The organism is Streptomyces sp. NPDC059037, from assembly GCF_042740015.1.
Taxonomy (GTDB): domain Bacteria; phylum Actinomycetota; class Actinomycetes; order Streptomycetales; family Streptomycetaceae; genus Streptomyces.
In genome coordinates, this window is sequence record NZ_JBHYIG010000435.1 from 1 (window position 1) to 5,173 (window position 5,173).

General features: G+C 72.2%; 2 protein-coding genes and 1 pseudogene. 2 read left to right on the forward strand and 1 reads right to left on the reverse strand.

Annotation, left to right across the window (positions count from 1 at the left end; translation table 11 throughout):
• Window positions 1-370, forward strand: a 370-nt coding sequence (locus ACFWY6_RS43995; protein WP_384703120.1) for a transporter associated domain-containing protein, incomplete at its 5' end; no start/stop codon positions are given.
• A pseudogene (locus tag ACFWY6_RS44000) lies at window positions 367-1,384 on the forward strand (hemolysin family protein). The gene ACFWY6_RS43995 and the pseudogene ACFWY6_RS44000, both read left to right, overlap by 4 nt.
• A 293-nt stretch (window positions 1,385-1,677) precedes the next feature.
• Here the strand turns inward: ACFWY6_RS44000 and ACFWY6_RS44005 are convergent.
• Window positions 1,678-4,656 (reverse strand): helix-turn-helix transcriptional regulator, encoded by a 2,979-nt coding sequence (locus ACFWY6_RS44005; RefSeq protein WP_384703123.1) that lies wholly within the window; start codon window positions 4,654-4,656, stop codon window positions 1,678-1,680.
• Between the last annotated feature and the right edge of the window lie 517 nt (window positions 4,657-5,173).

Below are 5,173 nucleotides of genomic sequence, written 5' to 3' on the forward strand. Positions count from 1 at the left end.
GGAAACGGTCTATATCGAGAAATTCGCCGAGGAACTGGTCGGCGACATCGCCGACGAGAGCGACACGGTGGGCGAACTCGCCGTCCCCGACGGGAACGGCTGGCTGGTGGACGCGGGCCGCCGCCTGGACGAGGTCGCCGACGCCACCGGCATCGAGCTGCCCGAGGAGGACGACTACGACACCGCCTCCGGGTTGATCGTCGACCGGCTCGGCCGCTTCCCCGCCATCGGCGACCGCCTCACCGTCGATCTGCCCGACGGCGTCAGGGTTGTCATCGATGTTCGCACACTGGAGCGCCATGTCGCCGAGCGCGTGCGTGTCGAGCGGCTGCCTGATGCCGAGATCCCGCACGAGGAGCCCCCCTCATGAGTTTCCCGATGGCGCTCTTCGTCACCATCCTGCTGCTGATCGGCAGCGGCCTCTTCGTGGCCGCCGAGTTCGCGCTGGTCGCCGCCAAGCGGCACCGCATGGAGAAGGCGGCATCCGAGGGACAGCGCGGCGCCAGGGCCGCGCTCTCCGGCATGCGGGAACTCTCCCTCATGCTCGCGGGCGCCCAACTCGGCATCACCGTCTGCACGCTGGGCCTCGGCTCGATCTCCAAGCCCGCGATCTCCCACGAACTCGACCCGCTGCTGCACGACATGGGCCTGCCCAACGGGCCCAGCTACGGTGTCTCCTTCGCCCTCGCGATGATCGTCGTGGTGTTCCTGCACATGGTGGTCGGCGAGATGGCCCAATTCCTGGGCCATCGCCCACCCCGAACGCTCGGCCATGCTGCTCGCACCGCCCTTCCGCGCGGCGGTGAAGACCGTACGCCCGGTCATCTGGCTGCTCAACAAAGTGAGCAACGCGCTGGTACGGATGTGCCGGGTCACTCCGCGCGACGAGCTCGCCTCGGTCCACAACCGCGAGCAGCTCACCCACCTCGTCGAGGAGTCCCAGCGCCTCGGCCTGATCAGCGAGGCCGACTCGGAACTGATCACCAACTCGCTCACCGAACCCCATATGCCGGTCGGCGACCTCCAGACGCCCGCCGCCCAGATCACCTCGGTCCCGGCGCAGGCCGGCATCGATGACATCCTCGCCACCGCGACCGCACACGACCGCAGCCGCCTGCTGGTGCTCGACGGACCGCTCGTCGTCGGCTCCGTGCACGCACGCGACGCGCTCATCGCCCGCGCCCGAGGGCGGACGGCCACCGCCCGGGAACTCGCCCGCCCGGTTCCGGAACTGACCGAGCAAGACACCGTAGGCCACGCCATCGAGCAGCTGCGCGAGCGCCGCGCTTCGCTCACCGTCGTCAGCGACGACACCGGGCGACTCACCGGCATGGTCACCCTCGACGACCTGCTGGCCCGCCTCCTGCATCCGCAGGCGGCGTAGGGATCAAGAAGTTCGGCCCCGACCACCGGCTGGGTGGGCACAACCTCAGCGACCGTGGGTGGACGGTTTGTCGCGCAACCGTCCCCGGCAGCCATTGGCCGGGGACGGTGCGTCGTCGGCTACGGTCGATGCGGAGCACACAGCGAGGAAACCTCTCCTGGCGAACCAGGTCGTAGCCCTTTGCCCGTGAGAATCCAAACGCCTTGGACGCCTCCTCGACGTTCCCGGTCCCGCCCAGGTTGCCTGGATGCGCGTGGGGCTGTATCGGGCATTGTGCATCGCGCTGTGGCTGCTCAGCCGGACGGGCTGGGCTCCGGCTCGATCAGGCCCTCGCGATATGCGATGCCGACGGCCTCGGTACGGCTCGCGGCACCCAGCTTGGCGAGGATGTTGGAGACGTGGACGCTTGCCGTCTTGCCGCTGATGTACAACTCTTCGCCGATCTGGCGATTGGTGCGCCCCCGGCCGAGCAGCCGCAGCACCTCGCTCTCCCGGGCGGTCAGGTCGGCGATCCGCTCCCTGGCGGCCGGTGTGTCGGCGAGAGGGCCGCGTCGTACCAAGGCGTCGAGCGCCTCCCGCAGCGGTACGGCGCCGAGCCGCACTGCCGTGTCCCGGGCAGCATGTGCCTGCTCGGCCGCCTCTTCGCGGCGGCCGGCGGTGAGCAGGGCCTCCGCGAGCCGCCGTCGGCACCGGGCGAGTTCGTATGGTTCGCCGTAGCCGAACGCGGTCACGGCCCGCTCCCAGGCGGCGACGTCCGGGCCGACGGCGGCGCGTACTGCCTCGGCTTGGGCGCGGGCCAGCCAGGCCAGCCCCTCGGGTCCCTGCGCGGTGCCGTCTTCGCCGTGGGCCGCCGTGGTCCGGGCCAGTTCCACGAGCTCGGCCGCCGTGTCCGTCCAGCGACTGGTGCTCGGCGCGTCGCCGGCCAGGCGGGACTCCTCAGCCGCGTCCGCGACGGCCGACAAGGTGAGCGCGGCCAGCCGGACCACGGCATCGGGCCTGTCGGAGCCCGAGCCCTCCGTGAGTGCGTCGACCGCGGCACCCATCTGCCGGACACAGTCCTCGGCGTCACCGCGCAGCGCCGCGGCGTCGGTCAGCACGATGCTCGCGACGAGCGAGGCCATCCAGTCCGGGGGGCCGTCGAGCAGTGCGCGGGAGCCACCGACCGCCACGTCGAACTCGCCGCGCGCCAGGACGACGTACAGCGCGGGCGCGGTCGCGAACCCGGACGTGGCCGTGAGGAGGGTGACATCGTCGGCGGCCGTCTCCGTGCACTCGTCCCAGCGCCCCAGCGTGTAGAGCAGCAGGGATTGCAGATAGCGCAACTCCACGGCGTACGGCGAGGAGAGGAGGCCGGCACGGCGGGCGCGGTCGAGTCCGTCGCTGATCCAGGTCAGGCACGGGTCCATCTCGCCGCACTCGTAGGAACCGATCGCCAGGTTGTACAGCGCCCGCATCTCCACCTGGAGATTCCCGGCGGTGCGGGCCAGCTCACGGGCTCCGAGGAGCCGCTCCCGACCCTGCGGAGTACGCCGGTTGTGCGCCTCGAGGCCGACCAGCGATATCACCAGATCGGCCTGGGCGTCAGCCAGTCGGAGCCGCTCGGCGACGTCCAGGGCCTGCCGGGCGACGCGTTCGGCGTCCTCGTCACGGCCCACGTAACGGGCCGCCATGACGTGGGTCGCGGCCGCCCACACCCAGGTGCGCGAGGGCGGCTCGGCCGGGATCAGACCGAGCGCCTCGCTGCTGTACGCGAACGCGGCCTCCAGATGGTCGATCCGCATCAGGTTGCCCGCGAGGGTGTAGCGCACGCGGGCGGCAAGTTCGGAGTCGGCCTCCGAGCCGGCCCGCGCGAGCGCGGAGCGGGTGAGCTGCACCGCGCGATGGGGATCCCCGGCGTGTGCTGCGGCGGCCGAGGCGCGCAGGGTGAGAGTGACCGGGTCGCTGTGCTCGGGGTGCGCGGACGCGTCCACCACGGCCCACAGTTCGAGCGCGGTCTCCAGGTGGCGCAGTTCTTCGGCGGGTGCGCGGAGGCGCTGGGCGTGGTCGGCGGCTTCGAGGGAGGCTGCCAGCGCGTCGGCCAGGTCGTGGCTCGCGCGTGAGTGATGGGCCCGCTCCGCCGCGCTGTCCGCCGGACGGCCCTCGCCGGCGAGGAGCGCAGCGAACACCCCGTGCAGCCTGACCCGTTCGCCGGGCAACAGATCCGCGTACACGGCCTCGCGGGTGAGGGCGTGCCGGAAGGAGTACGTCGCGGCGTCGTCGGTCACAAGGAGTTGGTGACCGACTGCCTCGCGCAGCGCCGATTCCAGCTCCTCCTGCGGCAGTTGCACGGCGCCACGCAGCAGGTCGTGCCCGACCCGGCGCCCCGCCACAGCCGCCGTGCGCAGGACCTGCTGGGCAGTCTCTGTCAGCTGCTCGATCCGGATGAGCAGGACGTCGGCCAGGCCGCTGGGCATGGCGGCTGAGTCCGCGCCCTCGTCGTCCTCGGGCAGCGCGGCGAGCAACTCCTCGGCGTAGAAGGCGTTTCCCTCGGCGCGGTCGACAATGCGACGAACCGCACTGTCGGAGACGGGGCCTGTGCGTTGCGCGTACACGAGCCGGGCCACGTCCGCGTCACCCAGCGGGTGCAGTTCGAGCCGGTCGACGGCGGGCAGCCTGACCAGCTCGGCGAGCAGAGGCCGCAGCGGGTGACGGCGGTGCAGGTCGTCCGCGCGGTACGAGGCGAAGACTGCGAGCCGGTGGGGCGGGCCGCCGGGCGTGGGTCGCTGCAGGACACCCCGGCTGAGCAGAAAGCGGAGCAGGTCACGAGACGACTGGTCCGCCCAGTGGAGGTCCTCGATGACCAGGAGAAGCGGGGCCAGGGCCGTCAGGTCGGCGAGGAGTCCGGCGATCCCCTCAAAGAGCTGGAGGCGGTTGCCGGCGTCGGACACGGGGCCTGCCCCCGCTGCCGTGCCGATCAGGCGCTCCACCGCAGGGTACGCGGCGAAGGCCGGGGCGAGCCGTTCGTCGGCGGCGGCCGCACCGAGGATCTCCGTGAACGGGAGGTAGGGCAGGCCGACGTCCCCGAGGTCCACGCAGTGGCCGGTCAGGACGGTCATGCCGGTGGTGGCGGCGTGCGCCGCGGCCACGGTCAGCGTGCGGGTCTTGCCGACGCCGGCGTCCCCGGCCACGAGGACAGCGCGCGGGTCGCCGGCCGCGGCCCGCTCCAGCACGCCGGTGAGCCGGGTGAGTTCGTTTGCCCGGCCGACGAACGGTGTATCGATTGTCTGGGCCACAGGTCCATCCAAGCACGCCCGGCCGGTACCGCTCGTGGGTCCCCGCTCCCTGGAGTGCGAGGACGCGGTTCGGGTCGTCCCACTTCCGTCCGGCTCGCGGGAACCGTCGTGAAGCAACCTGAACCTGTCGGCCTCTGTGCCGCAAACCAGGCGTCTTACCTCACTGCCTTCCTCGCACAGCGCTGACTCCCACCAGATACATACCGCCAGCGAACTCCCGCGCCCTCAAAGCAGTGCTGCGCGAATGACGCCTCGTCCCGCTGACCGCTGACGTGGGCGCCCTCGCGCGCTGGCGAACTCGCCTATCGGCACGCGTTCCCTGGCCAGGTCGCCCGGTTCGCCGTCGATAGCGGCCCACCTGCGCGAGGTGCTCGGCCTGTACCGGGCCACACCCAACGCGGCACGAGCCCGGACACCCCCCGGCCGGCGCCCCGGGTCCCCCCCGGCGCCGCCCGGGGGGTCCCCCCCCGCCCCCGGGCCCGCACGCCCCCCCACCCCCCGGATAAGCCGCCCCCAC